Origin of the sequence: Curtobacterium sp. SP.BCo (assembly GCF_051903265.1) — a bacterium.
Lineage (GTDB): Bacteria > Actinomycetota > Actinomycetes > Actinomycetales > Microbacteriaceae > Curtobacterium.
On sequence record NZ_CP194337.1, the window covers coordinates 24,840 to 47,430 of the forward strand.

The following is a 22,591-nucleotide window of genomic DNA, read 5'->3' on the forward strand; positions in this document are numbered from 1 at the left end:
TGGCCGGTTTCCGCACTCCCGTAGTGTCGTGGGGCACCACCCCCGCACCTCGAGGAGTTCCCGTGACGCTGCCGGCCGCCGGCTGGTTCCCGGACCCGCAGGACGCCAGCCGCCTGCGTTGGTGGGACGGTCACGCCTGGGGAGCGGCGACCCGCACGCTGCCGAGCCGGACCGAGCCGATCGTCCCCGTCGTGGTCGCGCCCGTGGGTCCGTCGTTCTCGGTGCAACCCGCCGCCGTCCGGACGGGGTCGTGGGCGTCCGGCGGTTCGGGCGTGCACCGGTTCAGCGCGTTCTCGTCCCTGGCCGTCCTGTTCGCCGCGCTCTCGGTCGTGATGAACCCCTGGGGCGTGTCCAGCGCCGCGGCGATCGTCATCGGGCTGCTCGCCGTGGTGTGGCCCGGTGCGACCGGGGGCTGGCGTGTCCTGGCCCGGAGCGCGTCGGCGAGCGCCCTGGTGGTCGCGGTCGCCACCGCTGCCGTCGCCGCGTCGTCCCAGTTCCACCTGTTCTGACGCGGGCGGGCGCCCCGCGCGCCGCGTGCCGCACGCCCCGCGTGCGCGCGCCCCGCACGCGCGCGCCCCGCGCCCGCCCGCCCCGCGGGCACTTCGTGAGCAGAAACCGTCGGGTGTGCCCGGGCCACCCGACGTCTTCTGCTCACGAAGCGCGCCGAGCCCGCGGGTGCGCCGTCTGGTACACGTCCCGGAGCATGTCCGCCGTGACCATCGTGTAGATCTGCGTCGTCGCGACGCTCGCGTGCCCGAGCAGCTCCTGCACGACACGGACGTCGGCCCCGCCCTCGAGCAGGTGCGTCGCGAACGAGTGCCGGAAGGTGTGCGGCGACACGTGCTCCGCGAGGTCGGCGCGTGCCGCGGCCGCCTGGATCACCAGCCACGCGCTCTGCCGGGACAGCCGCGCTCCCCGGGCACCGAGGAACAACGCCGGCGTCGACGCCCCACGTGCCGCGAACACCGGGCGCGCCCGCACCAGGTACGCGTCGATCGCGGCCCGGGCGAAGCTGCCGAGCGGGACGACGCGCTGCTTGTTGCCCTTGCCGGTGACCTTGACCACCGAAAGCCCGCCGGCGTCCGGAGCCGATGCGTCCGACAACGTGGTGACGTCGTCGACCGACAGCCCGACGGCCTCGGAGATCCGCGCGCCGGTGGCGTAGAGCAGCTCGAGCAACGCCTTGTCCCGCAGGCCGACGAGATCGTCGGCCGCGCCGTCGGAGGAGCCGATCGACGCCGCGGCGAGCAGCCGCTCCATGTCGTGCACGGAGATCGCCTTCGGCAGCCGCATCGGTGCCTTCGGCGGACGGACGGACGCCCCCGGGTCGAGCTGCAGCCAGCCCTCCCCGGCGGCGAACGCCGTGAACGAGCGCACCGAACTGAGCATCCGCGCGACGGACCTCGGTGCCAACGGACCCGACGGTCGGGTGGCCAGGTACGTCACGAACCCGGCGAGGTCCGCACGGCAGATCCGTCCGACGTCCTCGAGCACCGCCGCTCCCCCGGCACGGTCGGCGCCGGCCGAGTCGACCACCGGTGCCGTCGCGAGCCAGTCCGCGAACGTCGCCAGGTCCCGCCGGTAGGCCGACAGGGTGTGCTGCGAGAGCCCCCGCTCGATCGCGATGTGCCGCAGGTACGTCTCCGTGGCACGGTCGAGGGGCATCACCCCGAAAGGCTAACCGGCACAGCCGCCCCGCCAGCGCAGGGCAGCGCGGGCACCGCCGGCAGCGCGGGCAGCGCGGGCAGCGCGGGCAGCGCGGGCAGCGCGGGCAGCGCCCGGTCAGTGCAGCGCGGCGTCCGGCTCACCCACCCGGTACCCGGTGAACGTCACCGTCAGCCCGCTGCGCGTCGGCGCGGCACAGAAGAGCCCCGCTGCCACCACCGCGTCGGGTGCGAGCGGCGCGACCCGCACCAGTCGGGGTTCCTCCCCGTCCGCCCACGCGCGGATCGTCACGGCGTCGCCGTCCCGGCTCGCCCGCACGGTCACCGTCCGTTCGACCCACTCCGGCACCGGCGCGACCGACCAGTCCGACACCCCGTGCGTGACGACGGCACCGACCTGCGGCTGCCCGTCCGAGAACTCGACCCCCGCCTTGATCCACGTCCGCTCGTCGACGCGGAGGAACACTCCGGCCTGGTCGAACTGCTCCGCGTAGTCGAGCACGAACGACACCTCGATGGAGAACGCCCCGTCGACGGGTTGGAGCAGCGCGTGCTCGGAGTCGTGCACGAACCCGTACGAGGTGGTCCGCCACGCGTCGCTGCCCTCGACCGCCGTCACCCGGAACGTCGTGCCGTCGAGCTCGGCGGCCTGCGGCTCGTGCGTCCAGCGTGCTGCCGCGACGAACGCCGGCAGGCTCACGACGCGCGCCGCTCGGCAGCGTCCACCGCGAGCACGGCCACGACGAGGCCGGAGTTGTGCAGCCGACCGTCGAGGATGGCCTCCACCAGCTCGGCACGCGGGACCCAGCGCTTCACGATGTCGGCCTCCTCGGCCTCCCGGTCGAAGGCCGTCGCGGTCGGTCGGACACCGCGGGCGCGGAAGACCTGCAGGAACTCGTCGCTGCCGCCGGAGGACGTGTTGTACGTGACGAGGGGCTCCCACTCGTCGGCCTCGAGGTCCGCCTCCTCCGCCAGCTCGCGCTGCGCCGCGGTGAGGTGGTCCTCGCCCTCCATGTCGAGCAGGCCGGCCGGGAGCTCCCAGTCGCGCATCCGCACCGGGTGCCGGTACTGCTGGATGACCAGCACGCGCCCCTCGGCGTCCTCGGCGTAGACCGCGACGGCGCCGGTGTGGTCGATGTACTCCCGGACCATCGACGCGTCACGGTAGGCGATGGTGTCGCGACGGACGTCCCAGACCGCCCCCTCGTAGACGACGGTGGAGTCGGTGACCTCGAAGGAGGCCGGTTCGTCGGTGATGGGTGCGTCGGTCACCCGTCCATCCAAGCACGCGTCGGTGACGCGGCCGCAGACGGACTGGCGCGCCCCGCTCAGCGGCAACGCGAAGCGTTGCGCGGGGCGCGCCGACCGAGCCTGCGAGGGAGGACGGTGCCAGCTGGCACTGTGCCTCCAGTCCGGGAGATCGCGCGCTACGCGACCTGCGCTTCGTTCTCCGGGTCGAAGAGGCTGGACGCCTCGTGCCGCGTGATCGCGGCCTCGACGAGGCCCGCGAACAGCGGGTGCGCGTTCGTCGGACGCGAGCGCAGCTCCGGGTGCGCCTGCGTGGCGATGTAGAACGGGTGCACCTCGCGCGGGAGCTCGACGTACTCGACCAGGTTGCCGTCGGGCGAGGTGCCCGAGAACACCAGGCCGGCGTCCGCGATCTGCTGACGGTAGGTGTTGTTCACCTCGTAGCGGTGACGGTGCCGCTCGGAGGCCTCCGGTGCCCCGTACAGCTCCGCCGCGAGCGAGCCCTCGGTGAACGACGCCGGGTACAGGCCCAGGCGCATCGTGCCGCCCATGTCGCCGCCGGCGATGATGTCCACCTGCTCCGCCATCGTCGCGATCACCGGCGTCGTCGTCTCCGGGTCGAACTCGGTGCTCGACGCGTCGGTCAGGCCGGCCTCGTGCCGGGCGTACTCGATGACCATGCACTGCAGGCCGAGGCACAGACCGAGCGTGGGGATGCCCTGCTCACGGGCGAACCGCAGCGCGCCGAGCTTGCCCTCGATGCCGCGCACGCCGAACCCGCCGGGGACGCAGATGCCGTCGACGTCGCCGAGGTGCTTCGCAGCACCCTCGGGCGTCGTGCAGTCGTCGGACACGACCCACTTCAGCGTCACCTTGGCGTTGTGCGCGAAGCCGCCGGCACGGAGCGCCTCGGTCACCGACAGGTACGCGTCCGGCAGGTCGATGTACTTGCCGACGAGGGCGATCGTGACCGCCTTCTTCGGCTCGTGCACGGCGTGCAGCACCGGCGTCCACGCCGTCCAGTCGACCGCGGCCGCGTCGAGGCGGAGCGCGTCGACGATGACCTGGTCGAGGCCCTGGTTGTTGAGCAGCGTCGGGAGGTCGTAGATCGACGGGACGTCCACCGCGTTCACCACGGCGTCCTCGTCCACGTCGCACATCAGGGCGATCTTGCGCTTGTTCGCGTCCGACACGGGGCGGTCGCTGCGCAGGACCAGGGCGTCGGGCTGGATGCCGATCGAGCGGAGCGCCGCCACGGAGTGCTGCGTCGGCTTCGTCTTCTGCTCGCCGGACGCGTTCATGAACGGCACGAGGGAGACGTGCACGAAGAACACGTTGTTCCGGCCGAGCTCGTGCCGCACCTGTCGGGCCGACTCGATGAACGGCTGCGACTCGATGTCGCCGACGGTCCCGCCGACCTCCGTGATGATGACGTCGGGCTGCGGGTCGTTCTGCGCCTGCTCGCGCATCCGACGCTTGATCTCGTCGGTGATGTGCGGGATGACCTGGACCGTGTCGCCGAGGTACTCGCCGCGACGCTCCTTGGCGATGACCGTCGAGTACACCTGACCGGTCGTGACGTTGGCGGCCTGCGACAGGTTGATGTCGAGGAACCGCTCGTAGTGCCCGATGTCGAGGTCCGTCTCCGCGCCGTCGTCGGTCACGAAGACCTCGCCGTGCTGGAACGGGTTCATGGTGCCCGGGTCCACGTTGAGGTACGGGTCGAGCTTCTGCATGACGACCTTGAGGCCGCGCGCCGTGAGGAGGTTGCCGAGGCTCGCCGCCGTCAGGCCCTTGCCGAGAGACGAGACGACCCCGCCGGTCACGAAGATCTGCTTCGTCACCTTCGAGGTCGGGGTGTTTGCCTGGGTACCGCTGCTGAGAGTGTCCGCCACGGGATTCCATCGTACGTCAGAAGTGCCGGGAGGCGCGACCTCGGTTCGCCGTGGGCGTTGCGTCGGTCGCGCGGTCGGCTCCGCGGGCGGTGCGCGGCCCGGTGGGTCGGCTGGCCGTCAGGCCGTTTGCCCGGCCGGCCATCAGGCCGTCTGGCCGGCGACGTCGAGGAGTTCCCGCGCGTGCTCGACGCCACTCACGCTGTCGCCCAGGCCGGAGAGCAGACGAGCCATCTCCTGCAGGCGCTCCTCGCCCTCGAGCCGTCGCACGCTCGACGAGGTGACCGCGCCGCTGGCGTCCTTCACGACGTTGAGGTGGTTGTTCGCGAACGCCGCGACCTGCGCCAGGTGCGTCACGACGATCACCTGGGTGCGCTCCGCCAGCTTCGCCAGACGTCGGCCGATCTCGATCGCCGCCGCCCCACCGACCCCGGCGTCGACCTCGTCGAACACGAACGTCGGGACGGTGGTGCTGCCGGCCATCACGACCTCGATCGCGAGCATCACCCGGGAGAGCTCACCGCCGGACGCGCCCTTGCTGATCGGCCGTGGGTCGGTGCCGGAGTGCGGCTGCAGCAGGATCGACACCTGGTCGCGTCCGTGCCGCCGGTACTCCCCCGCGTCCGTGACCTCGACGACGAGGGTCGCCCCGGCCATCGCGAGGGTCTTCAGCTCCGCCGTCACCCGCTTCGCGAGGTCCTTCGCAGCGGTCGTCCGCGCCGCGGTGAGCGTCGCCCCGGCGGTCTCGAGCGCCTGGAGGTCCTGCGCGACGGACTCCTGCAGCGCCGCCACCCGGTCGTCGTACCCGTCGAGTTCGAGCAACCGGTCGCTCGCGCGCTGGCCGTAGGCGATGACGTCGTCGATGGTGTCGCCGTACTTGCGCGTCAGACCGGCCAGGAGTGACCGGCGTTCGTTGATGACTTCGAGGTCGTGACCGGCGTCCGGCTCGAGCGAGCCGAGGTAGCTCGACAGGCTCGCGGAGGCCTCGGTCGCCTGGATGCCCAACTCGGTCAGCTGCTCGAGCACCGGCTGGAGTTCGGCGTCGGAGCCGGCGACCCGTTCGATGGCACGTCGGGCCGACTCGACCAGCCCGACGACGTCGTGCACGCCGTCGAGGGACTCGCTCGACAGCGCCTCGTGCGCGAGCCCGGCCGACAAGCGGAGCTCCTCGAGGTTCCCGAGTCGTTCGGCGCGCTCGGCGAGCTCGGTGTCCTCGCCCGGTTGCGGGTCGACGGACTCGATCTCGTCCGAGGCGGCACGGATCCGTTCGGCCTCGGCGACGCGGTCGTCCCGGTCGCGGGTCAGGGTCTCGAGTTCACCGGCGTGCTGTTGCCAGGCGTCGTACGCCGCGGTGTAGCGCTGCAGGGCCTTCTCGAGCGAGGCGCCGCCGAACCCGTCGAGCGCGGCACGCTGCGCCGTCGCGGACGTCAACCGGATCTGGTCGGACTGGCCGTGCACGGTGACCAGCTGGTCGGCGAGTTCACCGAGCACCGCCACGGGTGCGCTGCGGCCACCGACCGTCGCCCGGCTCCGCCCCTCGGCCGAGACCGTGCGGGTGAGGATGAGTTCGCCGTCCTCGACCGTGCCACCGGCGTCCTCGACGCGTTCGGCCACGGCGGCGTGCTCGGGGACGTGCCACCGGCCCTCCACCACCGCGCTCGACGCACCCCGGCGGACCGAGGTGGCGTCCGCCCGGGAGCCCAGCAGGAGCCCGAGCGCCGTGACGATCATCGTCTTGCCGGCACCGGTCTCGCCGGTCACGACGGTGAAGCCGGGGCCGAGCTCGAGGGTCGTCTCACCGATGACCCCGAGGTCGGAGATGGAGATCTCCTCGATCACAGTTCGTCCTCAGTCCACTGTCCACGCCACCCGGAGATCGTGATGCTGTGCACACCCGCGCCGATCACAGTTCGTCCTCGGTCTGCGGGCCACGCCACCCGGAGACCGGCAGCTGGAACTTCGCGACGAGGCGGTCCGTGAACGGGGCGTCCTTGAGCCGCGCCACACGGACGGGGTCCGGCGACCGGCGGACCTCGACCCGGGCACCCGGCGGCAGGTCGTGGGTCCGGCGACCGTCGCACCAGAGCACCCCGACGCCGCTCGTGCGCCGGAGCACCTCGATCGCGAGGGTGCAGTCCGGCCCGACCACGATCGGCCGGGCGAACAGTGCGTGTGCGCTCAGCGGGACCATCAGCAGCGCGTCGACGTCCGGCCAGACGATAGGACCGCCGCCGGAGAACGAGTAGGCCGTGGATCCGGTCGGCGTGGAGACGACGACCCCGTCGCAGCCGAACGACGACAGCGGACGACCGTCCACCTCGGTGACGACCTCGAGCATGCGCTCCCGGGAGGCCTTCTCGATCGTCGCCTCGTTCAGTGCCCACGAGGAGTAGACGACCTCGTGCCCGACGACGACGTCGACCTGCAGGGTGACGCGTTCCTCGACGTGGTAGTCGCCGGAGAGCGCCCGCTCCACCGTGGCCCGCAGGCCGTCGCGCTCGCTCTCGGCGAGGAAGCCCACGTGCCCGAGGTTCACCCCGACGATCGGGGCACCCGTGCCGCGCACGAGTTCCGCGGCGCGGAGGATGGTGCCGTCGCCGCCGAGGACGATGACGATCTCGAGCTGGTCGGACTGGACGTCCACCCCGAGGATGTCCACCTGGCCGACCGAGGCCTCGGCCCGGCGGATGTCGGCGTACTCGTCGAAGGGCATGACGGGGACGAGGCCGGCGGCGTGCAGGAGGTCGCAGACCTCCACCGCAGCGTCGATCGAGTCGCGGCGGCCCGTGTGGGACACCAGCAGGATGTGCCGGTCGTCGCTCATGATGCCCCTTCCGCCAGTTCTGTCGCCCGGTCGATCCATTCTGTCGGATTGGCACCGACACCACGCTGGAAGCGCGCCAGGTACTCGTGGTTGCCGTGCGTCCCGATGATCGGTGACGCGGCCAGCCCCGAGGTCCCGAGACCGAGGTCCCACGCGGCCCAGAGCACGTTCATCAGGGCGTCGTTCCGCAGTGCGGGATCACGGACGATGCCCTCACGGACACCACCGCGGCCGACCTCGAACTGCGGCTTGACCAGCAGCACGAAGTCGTCGGCGGGCACCGCCTCGGCCAGCGCGGGCAGCACCATTCGGAGGGAGATGAAGGAGAGGTCACCGACGACCAGGCTGGTGTCGGCGGCGGCCGGGTCGAGCGCCGCGTAGTCGGTGGCCGTGAGGTTACGGGCGTTGACGCCCTCGACCACGGCGACCCGGGGGTCCAGCGCGACGACGGGGTCGAGCTGGCCGTGTCCCACGTCGAGCGCGACCACCCGTCGTGCCCCGCGGTGCAGCAGCACCTGGCTGAACCCACCGGTGCTCGCGCCGACGTCCAGCGCCACCCGGCCGTCCGGGTCGACGCCGAACGCGTCGAGCGCCCCGACGAGCTTGCGCGCCGCACGGGACACCCACTCGTCCGCGGTGTCGACCTCGATCGGCGCCGCCGGCTGGACCGGAGCAGAGGGCTTCACGACCGCGGTGCCGGCCACCGTGACCCGACCGGCCTGGATCAACTTGGCCGCCGCCGTGCGGGACTTCGCGAGCCCGCGAGCGGCCACCAGCGCATCGAGCCGGACGGGTGTCGAGACCTGTCCGGCAGCGGAGTCGTCAGGCACTCGCGGTGCCACCGCTCTCGAGCCGCGTGCGCAGCTCGTCGTGGAGCGCGGAGAACGCATCGGCCCGATCGGGCAGCGGGAGTCCCTCGACCGCAGCGGTGCGCTGCGCGAAGTCGTCGGTTCCCTGCTCGTCGTTCGGCACGACCACCACGCTACTCGCCGCCGTACAGCTTCGGGTCGACGTCGAGGCCGTAGATCGCGAGCCCGGACTCCCAGATGAGCGCCGTCCCCGCACGCAGCAGGTCGAGGTCGTCGCCGTCGTCGAGCACCCGGACGACGTGACCGCGCATCGCGACGGTCACGTCCCCCACGGTGGCGTAGCGCGTGCCGTCCGGGTCCTCACGACGGATCGTGACCGGGTAGGGCTCGGACAGCCCGCGGAGGTCTCGGAGGATGTACGTGGGACGCGAGCGCTGATTGGCGGCGAGGACCTGCTTCGCCGTGTCGATGCCGGTCAGGACGAGCACGCTCGGGATCCCGGCGTCGTTCGCCCCCTTGATGTCGGTGTCGAGCCGGTCGCCGATGAACAACGGGTGCTCGCCGCCGAACCGGGCCACCGCGGCGTCGAAGATCGGCCGCTCCGGCTTGCCTGCGACGACCGGCATCCGACCGACGGCCTGGTGCACGGCCGACACGAGCGTGCCGTTGCCGGGCGCGATGCCGCGCTCGACCGGGATCGACCAGTCCATGTTCGTCGCGACCCACGGGATGTCCGGGTCCGCCAGCGCGAACGACGCCTCGGCCAGGTGCGTCCACCCGAGGTCCGGCGAGAACCCCTGGATGACCGCCGCCGGGGAGTCCTCCGCACTGGTCGTCACGGTGAAACCGGCGGCCTCGACGATGCTGGTCAGCCCGAGGCCGCCTGTGACGAGGACCGTCGAGCCTGCCGGCACGAGGGTCTCGAGCAGACGGACCCCGGCCTGGGACGAGGTGACCACGTCGTCCTCGGAGACCTCGAGCCCGTAGCGCTCGAGGTGCTCCGCGACGTCGACGGGGCGCCGCGACGCGTTGTTCGTGATGTAGCCGACGCGGGCCGTGAGCGACGCACGGGTCAGCGCCTCGACCGCGTGCGGGATCGCGTTGCGTCCGCGGTACACGACGCCGTCGAGGTCGGTGAGGACTACGTCCACACCGTCCGTCGGCGGCTTCGGGGCGTCAGTCTGCTGCGGAGCCGTCGACGTCCGTGGGGTTGTCGTCGTCGAGCTCGCCTGGCTCGTCGCCGGCCGGTTCGTCGTCGTCGGGCTCGTCGCCGACGGGTTCGTCGTCGACGGGCTCGTCTCGCTCGTCGGCGAGTTCGGCTTCGGGCTCGTCGTCGACCGCCCCGGCTTCCCCGTCGAACTCGTCTCCGTCGACCTCGACCGTTTCCTCGACCACATCAACTGTCTCCCAAGCGTTCTCGTCGGCGGCTTCGGCCAGGGCTTCGGCCGCGCGATCGACACGGGCCCACCACTCGTCGGCTTCGTCCTGACGGCCGAGCTCCTCGAGCGTGGCCGCGTAAGCACTGTAGAGCGCCGGGGACCACGTGTAGGCCCGCGACGGGTCGAGCTGTGGAATCTCGAGTTCGCCGAGCGCGGCTGTGGGATTGCCGAGGTCGAGGCGTGCGCCGGACATCGCGATCGCGAGTTCGACCTGCACCGGGGTGTCCAGTGCGGCACGGTCCACCGAGCGGCCGAGTTCGAGCGCGCGTTCCGGACGTCCGAGCCCGCGCTCGCAGTCGACCATCATCGGCAGCTGGTCGTTGCTGCCGGAGATGCGGCGGTAGGTGCGGAGCTCGCGGAGCGCGGTCGCGAAGTCGCCGAGGCGGTACGCGGTGATCGCAGCGGTCTCCCGCACGACGCCGACACGACCGGCACGACGAGCAGCGCTGAGCGCGTGCTGGTTCGCCGTCTCCGGGTCGTCGTCGACGAGCATGGCGGCGGCGACGAGGTGACGGGCCACCCAGTCGGCGTTGTCCTTGCTGAGGGTCTTCAGTTCGGCGCGGGCGACCTTGTCGAGGTCGCGCGCTTCGATCTCCTCGGGGATCTCCGGGTCCTCGTGACGCGGTCGGACCGACTTGGTGCCGTACGGGTCGCGGTCCTCCCAGTCGTCGCGCGAAGCCTCGCCGAACCGAGCACCGGCGTGACGGCTGCCGTCGCCGAAGCGCGGGCGGTCGTCACGGCCGCCGCGGTCGCGGTCCGAGCCGCCACGGAACGGACGGTCGCCGTCGCGACGCGGACGGTCGCCGTCACGAGCGGGACGGTCAGAACGGAACGGCCGGTCGCCATCACGGGCCGGACGGTCCGAGCGGAACGGACGGTCTCCGTCACGACGCGGACGGTCACCATCACGGGCCGGACGGTCAGAACGGAACGGACGGTCGCCATCACGGGCCGGACGGTCCGAGCGGAACGGACGGTCTCCGTCACGACGCGGACGGTCACCATCACGGGCCGGACGGTCAGAACGGAACGGACGGTCACCGTCACGGGTGGGACGGTCCGAACGGAACGGACGGTCACCGTCACGGGCCGGACGGTCCGAACGGAACGGACGATCACCGTCGCGACGCGGACGATCACCGTCGCGACGCGGACGGTCACCGTCACGGGCCGGACGGTCCGAACGGAACGGACGATCACCGTCACGACGCGGACGGTCACCGTCACGAGCGGGACGGTCCGAGCGGAACGAACGATCACCATCACGACGCGGACGGTCATCGCCGCCACGGAACGGACGATCACCGTCACGACGGGGACGGTCACCGTCACGTGCGGGACGGTCCGAGCGGAACGGACGGTCACCATCGCGACGCGGACGGTCGGAACCGCTCCCGAACCGACGCTCACCGTCGCGTGCCGGCCGATCAGCCCCACGGGGCCCGTCTCCGCGCGGAGGACGGCTCGACTCGTCGCGATCGCCGCGCCACGCAGGACGCCGGCCACCGTCGCGGAACGACCGGTCGCCATCACGGAACGGACGACCGCCGTCTCGCGAGGGGCCGCCGTTGCGTGCAGGACGATCACCGTCGCGACGGGGAGCATCCCGGCGCTCACCCTCGCGTCGTTCGAAGTCGCGAGGCCCGGACGACCAACGGTTCCCACCGTCTCGACGAGGGGACCGATCGCCGTCGCGGCGGGGTCGGTCTCCGCGGTCGCCGTCGTTCCGTCGCTGCTCGTCGTCGTTCGCCACCGTTGCTCCTCGTTGCGTGCCCGAGCTCGAAGCCGGGCGATCGTCCGCTGTGTCGTTGTGTGTGCAAGCCGCGCCGGTCACCCGTTGCTCGACGCCCAGTCCATCACGAACCAGGGCGCGAGTCGAGTGAATGGCCCCAGAAACAGAAGTAGCCACCGGACCACCTCGAGAATCCAGGTATCCCTGGGCTTCTCGATGGAGGGCCGATGGCCACATCTTCAAAATAAGTCCGGCGGCGTCCTACTCTCCCACAAGGTCCCCCTTGCAGTACCATCGGCGCTGAGAGGCTTAGCTTCCGGGTTCGGAATGTGACCGGGCGTTTCCCTCTCGCTATGACCACCGGAACACCTTCGACATGATCCGTGCCGGATCATGAAAGCTGTCCCGCGCGTCGGCGCGGTATTCAGTTTCATGTTCCCGATCGTCTGTCGGGAACCACAAAGTGGACGCGAGCCCCACACCCGTAAGTGTGGGAAATAATTGTGTTGTCAAGTCTTCGGCTTATTAGTACCGGTCAGCTCCACGGGTCGTTAGTCCCCGCTTCCACATCCGGCCTATCAACCCAGTAGTCTGCTGGGAGCCTCTCACACTCAAGGTGCATGGAAATCTCATCTCGAAGACGGCTTCCCGCTTAGATGCTTTCAGCGGTTATCCGGTCCGAACGTAGCTAATCAGCGGTGCCCTTGGCAGAACAACTGACACACCAGAGGTTCGTCCATCCCGGTCCTCTCGTACTAGGGATAGATCTTCTCAAATTTCCGACGCGCGCAGCGGATAGGGACCGAACTGTCTCACGACGTTCTAAACCCAGCTCGCGTACCGCTTTAATGGGCGAACAGCCCAACCCTTGGGACCTACTCCAGCCCCAGGATGCGACGAGCCGACATCGAGGTGCCAAACCATGCCGTCGATATGGACTCTTGGGCAAGATCAGCCTGTTATCCCCGAGGTACCTTTTATCCGTTGAGCGACAGCGCTTCCACAAGCCACTGCCGGATCACTAGTCCCGACTTTCGTCCCTGCTCGACCTGTCAGTCTCACAGTCAAGCTCCCTTGTGCACTTACACTCGCCACCTGATTGCCAACCAGGTTGAGGGAACCTTTGGGCGCCTCCGTTACTCTTTGGGAGGCAACCGCCCCAGTTAAACTACCCATCAGGCACTGTCCATGAACCCGATCAGGGTCCTACGTTAGACATCCAAAGTGACCAGAGTGGTATTTCAACAATGACTCCACGAACACTAGCGTGCCCGCTTCACAGTCTCCCACCTATCCTACACAAGCCACTCCGAACACCAATACCAAACTGTAGTAAAGGTCACGGGGTCTTTCCGTCCTGCTGCGCGTAACGAGCATCTTTACTCGTAGTGCAATTTCGCCGAGTTCGCGGTTGAGACAGCTGGGAAGTCGTTACGCCATTCGTGCAGGTCGGAACTTACCCGACAAGGAATTTCGCTACCTTAGGATGGTTATAGTTACCACCGCCGTTTACTGGGGCTTAAATTCAGAGCTTCGCCCAAAGGCTAACCCCTCCTCTTAACCTTCCAGCACCGGGCAGGCGTCAGTCCGTATACATCGTCTTGCGACTTCGCACGGACCTGTGTTTTTAGTAAACAGTCGCTTCCCACTGGTCTCTGCGGCCTTCAACGCTCACGGAGCAAGTCCGGTCACGTGTCCGGCCCCCCTTCTCCCGAAGTTACGGGGGCATTTTGCCGAGTTCCTTAACCACGATTCTCTCGATCTCCTTGGTATTCTCTACCTGACCACCTGAGTCGGTTTCGGGTACGGGCGGCTGCAACCTCGCGTCGATGCTTTTCTCGGCAGCATAGGATCACTGATTTCCCCTTACGGGTACGCGTCGGATCTCAGGCGTACAGACGACGGATTTGCCTATCGTCAGCCCTACATCCTTACACCAGGTTCACCTTACGGATACCATCGCCTGGCTCAGCTACCTTCCTGCGTCACACCTGTTCATACGCTAACCGCACCAGCATGGGGTCGAGCGTTAGACCGGACCGCATCACCCCGAAGGGATCCGCTGATACCGGGTTAGGACTCTTAGCACCACTGGATTAGCTTGGGCGGTTGTTCGCCGGTACGGGAATATCAACCCGTTGTCCATCGACTACGCCTGTCGGCCTCGCCTTAGGTCCCGACTTACCCAGGGCGGATTAACCTGGCCCTGGAACCCTTGGTCTTTCGGAGGACGGGTTTCTCACCCGTCTTTCGCTACTCATGCCTGCATTCTCACTCGTGTAGCGTCCACGGCTGGATCACTCCGCCGCTTCACTCGCCACACGACGCTCTCCTACCACTCCGCACGACTGAACCACGAAGGCTTATCGAGTGTGCGAAATCTACAACTTCGGCGGTGTGCTTGAGCCCCGTTACATTGTCGGCGCGGAATCACTTGACCAGTGAGCTATTACGCACTCTTTCAAGGGTGGCTGCTTCTAAGCCAACCTCCTGGTTGTCTGTGCAACTCCACATCCTTTCCCACTTAGCACACGCTTAGGGGCCTTAGTTGGTAGTCTGGGTTGTTTCCCTCTCGACGATGAAGCTTATCCCCCACCGTCTCACTGCTGCGCTCTCACTCACCGGCATTCGGAGTTTGGCTGACGTCAGTAACCTGTTGAGGCCCATCGGCCATCCAGTAGCTCTACCTCCGGCGAGAAACACGCAACGCTGCACCTAAATGCATTTCGGAGAGAACCAGCTATCACGAAGTTTGATTGGCCTTTCACCCCTATCCACAGCTCATCCCCTCCATTTTCAACTGAAGTGGGTTCGGTCCTCCACGACGTCTTACCGTCGCTTCAACCTGGCCATGGATAGATCACTTCGCTTCGGGTCTAGGACATGCGACTGAAACGCCCTATTCAGACTCGCTTTCGCTACGGCTGCCCCACACGGGTTAACCTCGCCACATATCACTAACTCGCAGGCTCATTCTTCAAAAGGCACGCCGTCACCCCTACAAGGAGGCTCCGACGGTTTGTAAGCAAACGGTTTCAGGTACTATTTCACTCCCCTCCCGGGGTACTTTTCACCTTTCCCTCACGGTACTTGTCCGCTATCGGTCATCTGGGAGTATTTAGGCTTATCAGGTGGTCCTGACAGATTCACACGGGATTTCTCGGGCCCCGTGCTACTTGGGATACACATCCGGCCATAACACCATTTCGTCTACGGGGCTGGCACCCACTACGGCCCGGCTTTCAAACCGGTTCGACTATGATGCGCTGTAACCGCCCCAGTCCGGCAGAACTGAGCGACGTGTCCCACAACCCCGACCATGCAACGCCCGCCGGCTATCACACATGATCGGTTTAGCCTCATCCGCTTTCGCTCGCCACTACTCACGGAATCACATGTTGTTTTCTCTTCCTGTGGGTACTGAGATGTTTCACTTCCCCACGTTCCCTCTACCCGCCCTATATATTCAGGCGGGAGTCACCAGGTCACAAAAGCGCCCAGCGGGGTTTCCCCATTCGGAAATCCTCGGCTCACAGCTCGATTATCAGCTCCCCGAGGCTTATCGCAGATTTCTACGTCCTTCTTCGGCTCCAGATGCCAAGGCATCCACCGTTTGCTCTTAGAAACTTGACCACAAAGATTAAAATTGCGATCGACTCGAACAATCACCACACCCGAAGGCCTGGTCATCGTCACGAGCGATCTAAGATGCTCGCGTCCACTGTGTAGTTCTCAACATACGATCGGCACCACACTCCCCCGACACTCACGCATCAGCTTCATGCAGCCCACCGAAGAACCGTGACGGATCACTCCGCCGGCTCAACCCCCAACCCATCACAGGTCAGGAAGCCTGGTCCCTCAGGACCCAACAACGTGCACCAGCCACCCCGCTTCCCACCAACCCGTTCCCACCCGAACCCGAAAGCCCGAACGTACTGAGGTCGGCAGCTGCGCTGACGACTGCACTGTCAATGTTCCACCCATGAGCTACCGGCGAGAACGTTCGTCTCGATCCGGCGCCTGGACACCACTTCCGTGATGCCAGATGCTCCTTAGAAAGGAGGTGATCCAGCCGCACCTTCCGGTACGGCTACCTTGTTACGACTTAGTCCTAATCACCGATCCCACCTTCGACGGCTCCTTCCACAAGGGTTAGGCCACCGGCTTCGGGTGTTACCGACTTTCATGACTTGACGGGCGGTGTGTACAAGGCCCGGGAACGTATTCACCGCAGCGTTGCTGATCTGCGATTACTAGCGACTCCGACTTCATGAGGTCGAGTTGCAGACCTCAATCCGAACTGAGACCGGCTTTTTGGGATTCGCTCCACCTTACGGTATCGCAGCCCTTTGTACCGGCCATTGTAGCATGCGTGAAGCCCAAGACATAAGGGGCATGATGATTTGACGTCATCCCCACCTTCCTCCGAGTTGACCCCGGCAGTCTCCTATGAGTCCCCGCCATAACGCGCTGGCAACATAGAACGAGGGTTGCGCTCGTTGCGGGACTTAACCCAACATCTCACGACACGAGCTGACGACAACCATGCACCACCTGTACACCGACCACAAGGGGGCGACCATCTCTGGCCGTTTCCGGTGTATGTCAAGCCTTGGTAAGGTTCTTCGCGTTGCATCGAATTAATCCGCATGCTCCGCCGCTTGTGCGGGCCCCCGTCAATTCCTTTGAGTTTTAGCCTTGCGGCCGTACTCCCCAGGCGGGGCGCTTAATGCGTTAGCTACGACACAGAAACCGTGGAAAGGTCCCTACATCTAGCGCCCAACGTTTACGGCATGGACTACCAGGGTATCTAATCCTGTTCGCTCCCCATGCTTTCGCTCCTCAGCGTCAGTTACGGCCCAGAGATCTGCCTTCGCCATCGGTGTTCCTCCTGATATCTGCGCATTCCACCGCTACACCAGGAATTCCAATCTCCCCTACCGCACTCTAGTCTGCCCGTACCCACTGCAAGCCCGAGGTTGAGCCTCGGGATTTCACAGCAGACGCGACAAACCGCCTACGAGCTCTTTACGCCCAATAATTCCGGACAACGCTTGCACCCTACGTATTACCGCGGCTGCTGGCACGTAGTTAGCCGGTGCTTTTTCTGCAGGTACCGTCACTTTCGCTTCTTCCCTACTAAAAGAGGTTTACAACCCGAAGGCCGTCATCCCTCACGCGGCGTTGCTGCATCAGGCTTTCGCCCATTGTGCAATATTCCCCACTGCTGCCTCCCGTAGGAGTCTGGGCCGTGTCTCAGTCCCAGTGTGGCCGGTCACCCTCTCAGGCCGGCTACCCGTCGTCGCCTTGGTGAGCCATTACCTCACCAACAAGCTGATAGGCCGCGAGTCCATCCCCAACCAAAAAATCTTTCCACCACCAGACCATGCGGCCGGCAGTCATATCCAGTATTAGACGTCGTTTCCAACGCTTATCCCAGAGTCAGGGGCAGGTTACTCACGTGTTACTCACCCGTTCGCCACTAATCCACCCAGCAAGCTGGGCATCATCGTTCGACTTGCATGTGTTAAGCACGCCGCCAGCGTTCGTCCTGAGCCAGGATCAAACTCTCCGTAAAAAAATACAGACCCAACACCCGAAGGCATCAGACCGAGTTGAAACTGACTGTTGACTGTCTACTGACAATCTTCAATCCAAAAGGAATTGTCTCCGAACCCACCAACCAAAGCTGATGAGTCACGGGGTCAATAAATTGGCATTGACAATGTGCACGCTGTTGAGTTCTCAAGGACCAGACGCACTCCCCGCTCGACCTCGAAAGAGATTCCGCCAGAGAGGCATTGTGTTCTTGGTTTGACCACCGGTGTGTCGTCGGGCCCTGAGACCCAGTGGCTCATCCCGTAGGAGAGAACCGGTGGAGTAGTCATCCTAGGCGTCGAAGCGATCCAGCGCAAGGCCAGATCTGAACTCCAGTGGAGGATGGTCCCGCTTGAGGGCCGGCAGGCTCTGGGCTTTCGCTCCAGCCGCTCCGCCGCACCTTTGGGGTGACGAGTAAGAACTATACGCAGCTTTGAGCGGGTGCGCCAAGACGCGCCACATCCCGGGCGTGTCGCGTTGTGCAACACGTGCGGCCCGAACGCGACGATGCCCGGCTCCCACACGGGGAACCGGGCATCGACGAGCGGGGACGGTCAGGAGAGCGTCACGCCGGCGAGTGTCTTCTTGCCACGACGGAGCACGAGCACTCCCCCGGGCAGGGCGATGTCCGACAGCGATGCGGTCGGATCGTCCGCGCGGGTGTTGTTCACGTACACACCGCCCTGGTCGATCGCACGCCGGGCCTCGCCGATGGACTTCACGAGCTCGGTGTCCACCAGGGCTCGCGCCACGTCGGCGTCACCGGGAAGGGTCACGGAACCCGGGAGCTCGGCGATCGCCGACCGCAGGGTGTGGGCGTCGAGGGCGGCCAGGTCGCCGTTGCCGAACAGCGCCGCCGAGGCGTCGATCGCCGCCTGCGTCGCCGCGACCCCGTGGACCACGGCGGTCACCTCGAACGCGAGGGTGCGCTGGGCTTCACGCCGGAAGGGCTCGTCGGCCACCGCCTGTTCGAGGCGTTCGATCTCCGCCCGCGACAGGAACGTGAACTGCCGCAACCGGGCGATGACGTCGGCATCCGCCGTGTTCAGCCAGAACTGGAAGAACGCGTACGGCGACGTCATCTCCGGGTCGAGCCAGATCGCGTTGCCCTCGCTCTTGCCGAACTTCGTGCCGTCGGAGTTCGTGATCAGCGGGGTCCCCAGCGCGTGCACCGTCGCCCCCTCGGTACGCCGGATGAGCTCCGTGCCCGAGGTCAGGTTCCCCCACTGGTCCGAGCCGCCGGTCTGCAGGGTGCACCCGTACTGCAGGAACAGCTCCCGGTAGTCCAGCCCCTGCAGGATCTGGTAGCTGAACTCGGTGTAGCTGATCCCCGAGTCGGAGTTCAGCCGGGCGGCGACGGCGTCCTTCTTCAGCATCGAGTTGACGCGGAAGTACTTGCCGATGTCGCGCAGGAAGTCGATGGCGGACAGCGGCGCCGTCCAGTCGAGGTTGTTCACCAGCCGGACGCCGTTGTCGCCGTCGGGGCTGAGGTACCGGGACACCTGGCCCTGCAGCCGGGTCACCCACTCGCCCACGGTCTCGCGGGTGTTGAGCGTGCGCTCGGCGGTGGGTCGCGGATCGCCGATCAGCCCGGTGGACCCGCCGACCAGTGCCAGCGGGGTGTGCCCCGCCAGCTGGATGCGACGCATCGTCAGCAGCTGGAGCAGGTTGCCGCAGTGCAGGGACGGCGCCGTCGGGTCGAAGCCGCAGTAGTACGTGATGGGCTCGCCGTCGAGGGCCTCCTTGAGTGCCGTCTCGTCGGTGGAGACGTGCACCAGATCACGCCAGCGCAGTTCGTCCCAGACCGAGGCGAAGGTCGGGTCGTTCTGCTGGCGCGTCAGGACATCTTGAGCGGTATCACTGGACACCCCGCCATCGTAGCGGCGAGGGGCGGGCCGGGAGGAACGGGGGGATCAGTCGACGGCGCCCTTGTGCCGCCGGTACGTCGACACCGTCGGGTCGCCCGTGAGCCAGAAGCGCCAGGGGAAGCGCGCACCGCCGGCGATGCCGCCGACGCCGGTGCGCGGACCGCGCGAGATGCGCGTGACCCTCCCCGGCCCGGTCGGGCCGGGGAGGGTCTCGGACAGGAGGTCCTCGACGACGCGGGTCGGCCCGTCGGAGGCGAGCCGCGCCTCCAGGCCGGGTGCCAGCGTGAGCACGTACGGACCGGATCCGTCGAGCAGCGCCGTGCCGTCGTCCGTGCCGAGGACGGCACCGAGCGCGCCGCCGAGGTTGCCCGGACCTCGAGCCAGGGCGACGTCCGGCACCGCGGGACCACGACGCGCACGAGCGGTCTCGACACCGTCGACCACCTCGGCGGCGCGCAGCAGCGACCCCGACGAGGTCCCCGCCGGTCCGCTCACCACGTTGACGCACGTGTGGATGCCGTACGAGCGGTAGGCGTAGAGCGTCCCCGGCGGGCCGAACAGGTGGCGGTTCCGCGCGGTCGGCCCACGGTGTCCGTGCGATCCGGGGTCGCTCGGCCCCGAGTAGGCCTCGACCTCCGTGATCCGGAGCGTCACACCGCGGCCGGCGATCGTCGCTCCGAGCAGTGCCGGCGCCGAGAGCGGAGCCAGCTCGGAGAGGAGCGCGAGGGTCGGGTCCGTCATCGCGTGAAGGGCGCGCCCTCCGCGAGGTCGTGCACGCGGCGGGTGAGTGTGGCGAGCTGCTCGGCGACGCGGTCCGGAGCCGTCCCGCCGACGCCGGCGCGGGACGCGACGCTGCCCTCGATCGTCAGGACGGCACGCACGTCCGGCGTGAGGTGCTCCGAGACCTGGCGGTACTCCTCGTCGGTGGGCTCGTCGAGCTCGATGCCGCGCTCCTCGCAGTGCCGGACGAGGGCGCCGGAGATCTCGTGGGCGTCACGGAACGGGACCCCCTGGCGGACCAGCCACTCGGCGACGTCGGTGGCCAGGGAGAAGCCCTGCGGTGCGAGCTCGGCCATCCGCGCCGTGTCGAACGACAGCGTCGCGATCATGCCGGTGAACGCCGGGAGCAGGACCTCGAGCTGGGCGACCGAGTCGAAGACGGGTTCCTTGTCCTCCTGCAGGTCGCGGTTGTACGCCAGCGGCAGGCCCTTCAGGGTCGCGAGCAGCCCCGTCAGGTTGCCGATCAGCCGACCGGACTTCCCGCGCGCGAGCTCGGCGATGTCCGGGTTCTTCTTCTGCGGCATGATGCTCGACCCGGTCGAGAACGCGTCGTGCAGTCGGACGAAGCCGAACTCCTTCGTGTTCCAGAGGATCACCTCCTCGGCCAACCGCGAGAGGTCGATGCCGATCTGGGCGAGGACGAACGCGAACTCCGCCACGACGTCCCGCGCGGCGGTGGCGTCGATCGAGTTGTCGGCCGGGCGGGCGAACCCGAGCTCCCGGGCGATCGCCGCCGGGTCGAGGCCGAGGGAGCTGCCCGCGAGGGCACCGGCACCGTACGGGCTCACGCTCGCACGGTCGGCCCAGTCGCGGAGTCGCTCGAGGTCGCGGACGAGCGGCCAGGCGTGGGCGAGCAGGTGGTGCGCCAGGAGGACCGGCTGCGCGTGCTGCAGGTGCGTGCGACCCGGCATGATCGCCCCCGGGTGCTCGCTCGCCTGCTGGGAGACCGCGTCGACGAGGTCGATCACCAGGTGCCCGATGCGACGGCCGTGGTCGAGCATGTGCATCCGGCCGAGGGTCGCGATCTGGTCGTTGCGGCTCCGACCGGCCCGCAGCTTGCCGCCGAGCTCGGGGCCGAGGTCCGCGATGAGGAGCCGTTCGAGCGCGCCGTGCACGTCCTCGTCGGCGTCGTCCGGACGGAGTTCGCCCGTGGCGTGCTGCTCGAGCAGACGGTCGAGACCGGCGAGCATCCGGTCGAGTTCGTCGGCGCTCAGGTACCCCGCCGTGTGCAGGGCGCGGGCGTGCGCCCGGGATCCGGCGATGTCGTAGGGCGCCAGCTGCCAGTCGAACTGCGTCGAGCGGGACAGTGCGGCGAGCTCGGCGCTCGGGCCGTCGGCGAAGCGGCCGCCCCAGAGGGCGCCGGTGTTGGTGGCGTCGGTCTTGGCGGCGGGCTGGTTCGCGTCGGTCACGTCTGGTTCCGTTCGGTCGGGCGGGTGCGTGTGTGCGTCGGGTTCGGGTGCGGCGGGTGCGTGTGTGCGTCGGGTGCGGGTGCGTCGCTGGTGTGCGTCGGGTGCGGGTGCGTCGTGCTCGGTCAGTTGGCCTGGTCGCGGCGGGCCGCGACCCGGCTCGGCATCGACCAGATGTCGATGAAGCCCTTCGCCATGGACTGGTCGAAGGTGTCGCCGGAGTCGTACGTGGCGAGCTCGAAGTCGTAGAGGCTCTGCGCCGACCGGCGTCCGGTCACGACCGCACGTCCGCCGTGCAGCTGGAGGCGGACGTCACCCGACACGTGCTGCTGGGTGTGGTCGACGAAGGCGTCCAGGCTGCGCTTCAGTCCGCTGAACCAGAGGCCGTCGTAGACCAGGTCCGCCCACTCCGACTCGACGTGTCGCTTGTACCGGTTCACGTCGCGTTCGAGTGTGAGGCGTTCGAGTTCCTCGTGCGCCGTGATCAACGCGATCGCTGCCGGGGCCTCGTAGACCTCGCGGGACTTGATGCCGACCAGGCGATCCTCCACCACGTCGATCCGCCCGACGCCGTGCTTGCCCGCCAGCGCGTTGAGCTCCTGCACGATCCGCAGCACGCTGAAGCGCTGCCCGTCGATCGCGACCGGCACGCCCTGCTCGAAGGTGATCGTCACCTCGTCCGGGTCGCGCGGGACCGTCGGGTCCTGGGTGTACGCGTAGAGGTCCTCCGCCGGGGCGTTCCACGGGTCCTCGAGCAACCCGGTCTCCACCGCACGGCCCCAGACGTTCTGGTCGATCGAGTACGGCGTCCCGGAGGTCTGCTCGATCGGCAGCCCGTGCTGCTGCGCGTACGCGATCGCCTTGTCGCGGGTCAGGGCGAGGTCACGCACCGGGGCGACGCTCGTCAGCTCCGGTGCGATGGCCGCGACGGCCGCTTCGAAGCGCACCTGGTCGTTGCCCTTGCCCGTGCAACCGTGCGCGACGCTGTCGGCGCCGAGCTGCTTGGCGGTCAGCGCGAGGTGCTTCGCGATGAGCGGACGGCTCAGTGCGGAGACCAGCGGGTAGCGCTTCTGGTAGCGGGCGTTGGCCTTGAGCGCCGGCACGAGGTAGTCGTCGGCGAACTCGTCCTTCGCGTCGACGACGATCGACTCCACCGCGCCGCAGTCGAGCGCACGCTGGCGGATCACGCCGAGGTCCTCGCCGCCCTGGCCGACGTCGACCGCGAGCGCGACGACGTCCTTGCCGGTGGCGTCGCGCAACCAGCCGATCCCGACCGAGGTGTCGAGTCCGCCGGAGTACGCCAGGACGACGCGGTCTGCCATGCGCTG

The 22,591-nt window shown here is 67.7% G+C and carries 16 protein-coding genes and 3 rRNA genes; 1 reads left to right on the plus strand and 18 read right to left on the minus strand.

Going from position 1 to position 22,591, the window contains the following annotated elements:
- Positions 1–62: 62 nt before the first annotated feature.
- On the plus strand, positions 63–509 hold the full coding sequence (locus ACRQ4B_RS00125) for a DUF2510 domain-containing protein (protein WP_439692703.1): 447 nt from the start codon (positions 63–65) through the stop codon (positions 507–509).
- 142 nt (positions 510–651) lie between these two features.
- Here the strand turns inward: ACRQ4B_RS00125 and ACRQ4B_RS00130 are convergent, their stop codons facing one another.
- From ACRQ4B_RS00130 to ACRQ4B_RS00215, 18 genes are all read right to left on the minus strand, one after another.
- The gene (locus ACRQ4B_RS00130) at positions 652–1,665 is read right to left on the minus strand and encodes a site-specific tyrosine recombinase XerD (RefSeq protein WP_439694432.1); all 1,014 of its coding nucleotides are present in this window, start codon (positions 1,663–1,665) and stop codon (positions 652–654) included.
- Between the two features lie 117 nt (positions 1,666–1,782).
- Positions 1,783–2,364: a DUF1349 domain-containing protein gene (locus ACRQ4B_RS00135; protein ID WP_439692704.1), complete on the minus strand. Its 582-nt coding sequence runs from the start codon at positions 2,362–2,364 to the stop codon at positions 1,783–1,785.
- Positions 2,361–2,936 (minus strand): NUDIX domain-containing protein, encoded by a 576-nt coding sequence (locus tag ACRQ4B_RS00140; RefSeq protein ID WP_439692705.1) that lies wholly within the window; start codon positions 2,934–2,936, stop codon positions 2,361–2,363. The genes ACRQ4B_RS00135 and ACRQ4B_RS00140 overlap by 4 nt, the downstream gene beginning before the upstream one ends.
- Before the next feature lie 155 nt (positions 2,937–3,091).
- Entirely contained in the window at positions 3,092–4,807 is a 1,716-nt protein-coding gene (locus tag ACRQ4B_RS00145; protein ID WP_439692706.1) for a CTP synthase, read from the minus strand.
- A gap of 141 nt (positions 4,808–4,948) precedes the next feature.
- Entirely contained in the window at positions 4,949–6,643 is a 1,695-nt protein-coding gene (gene recN, locus ACRQ4B_RS00150; RefSeq protein ID WP_439692707.1) for a DNA repair protein RecN, read from the minus strand.
- 64 nt (positions 6,644–6,707) lie between these two features.
- On the minus strand, positions 6,708–7,628 hold the full coding sequence (locus ACRQ4B_RS00155; RefSeq protein WP_439692708.1) for an NAD kinase: 921 nt from the start codon (positions 7,626–7,628) through the stop codon (positions 6,708–6,710).
- Positions 7,625–8,458, minus strand: a complete 834-nt coding sequence (locus tag ACRQ4B_RS00160) for a TlyA family RNA methyltransferase (RefSeq protein WP_439692709.1) — start codon at positions 8,456–8,458, stop codon at positions 7,625–7,627. Before ACRQ4B_RS00160 ends, ACRQ4B_RS00155 begins: the two co-directional genes overlap by 4 nt.
- Positions 8,451–8,600, minus strand: a complete 150-nt coding sequence (locus ACRQ4B_RS00165; RefSeq protein ID WP_439692710.1) for a hypothetical protein — start codon at positions 8,598–8,600, stop codon at positions 8,451–8,453. Before ACRQ4B_RS00165 ends, ACRQ4B_RS00160 begins: the two co-directional genes overlap by 8 nt.
- Before the next feature lie 10 nt (positions 8,601–8,610).
- Positions 8,611–9,588, minus strand: a complete 978-nt coding sequence (locus ACRQ4B_RS00170; protein WP_439692711.1) for an HAD-IIA family hydrolase — start codon at positions 9,586–9,588, stop codon at positions 8,611–8,613.
- A 25-nt stretch (positions 9,589–9,613) separates the two neighbouring features.
- Complete coding sequence (locus tag ACRQ4B_RS00175; RefSeq protein WP_439692712.1) at positions 9,614–10,396, minus strand: hypothetical protein; 783 nt, start codon at positions 10,394–10,396, stop codon at positions 9,614–9,616.
- A 29-nt stretch (positions 10,397–10,425) separates the two neighbouring features.
- On the minus strand, positions 10,426–11,493 hold the full coding sequence (locus ACRQ4B_RS00180) for a hypothetical protein (RefSeq protein ID WP_439692713.1): 1,068 nt from the start codon (positions 11,491–11,493) through the stop codon (positions 10,426–10,428).
- A gap of 363 nt (positions 11,494–11,856) precedes the next feature.
- Positions 11,857–11,973, minus strand: a 5S ribosomal RNA gene (gene rrf, locus ACRQ4B_RS00185).
- Between the two features lie 140 nt (positions 11,974–12,113).
- Positions 12,114–15,241, minus strand: a 23S ribosomal RNA gene (locus tag ACRQ4B_RS00190).
- A gap of 426 nt (positions 15,242–15,667) precedes the next feature.
- A 16S ribosomal RNA gene (locus ACRQ4B_RS00195) occupies positions 15,668–17,189 on the minus strand.
- The 16S, 23S and 5S rRNA genes sit together here, the layout of an rRNA operon.
- A 574-nt stretch (positions 17,190–17,763) precedes the next feature.
- Positions 17,764–19,077: a tyrosine--tRNA ligase gene (gene tyrS, locus ACRQ4B_RS00200; protein WP_439692714.1), complete on the minus strand. Its 1,314-nt coding sequence runs from the start codon at positions 19,075–19,077 to the stop codon at positions 17,764–17,766.
- 45 nt (positions 19,078–19,122) lie between these two features.
- Positions 19,123–19,818 (minus strand): DNA-3-methyladenine glycosylase, encoded by a 696-nt coding sequence (locus ACRQ4B_RS00205; RefSeq protein WP_439692715.1) that lies wholly within the window; start codon positions 19,816–19,818, stop codon positions 19,123–19,125.
- A complete protein-coding gene (gene argH, locus ACRQ4B_RS00210; RefSeq protein WP_439692716.1) occupies positions 19,815–21,266 on the minus strand; it encodes an argininosuccinate lyase in 1,452 nt (483 codons plus the stop codon). The genes ACRQ4B_RS00205 and argH overlap by 4 nt, the downstream gene beginning before the upstream one ends.
- 122 nt (positions 21,267–21,388) lie before the next feature.
- Complete coding sequence (locus ACRQ4B_RS00215; protein ID WP_439692717.1) at positions 21,389–22,585, minus strand: argininosuccinate synthase; 1,197 nt, start codon at positions 22,583–22,585, stop codon at positions 21,389–21,391.
- Between the last annotated feature and the right edge of the window lie 6 nt (positions 22,586–22,591).